Raw genomic sequence first — 255 nt, forward strand, 5'->3', positions numbered from 1 at the left:
TACCCTAAACCGACTCAGGTGGTCTGGTAGAGAATACCGAGGCGTTCGGGTGAACTGTGGTTAAGGAACTCGGCAAAATGCCCCCGTAACTTCGGGAGAAGGGGGGCCATTGCTGGTGACGGGACTTAGCTCCCTGAGCTGGTGGTGGCCGCAGAGACCAGCGAGAAGCGACTGTTTACTAAAAACACAGGTCCGTGCGAAGCCGTAAGGCGATGTATACGGACTGACGCCTGCCCGGTGCTGGAACGTTAAGGG

General features: G+C 57.3%; 1 rRNA gene. It reads left to right on the forward strand.

Going from position 1 to position 255, the window contains the following annotated elements:
- Positions 1-255 (forward strand): 23S ribosomal RNA (locus tag QSK52_RS39370); the annotation flags it as partial.

The organism is Kitasatospora phosalacinea, assembly GCF_030268885.1.
Taxonomy (GTDB): domain Bacteria; phylum Actinomycetota; class Actinomycetes; order Streptomycetales; family Streptomycetaceae; genus Kitasatospora; species Kitasatospora phosalacinea_C.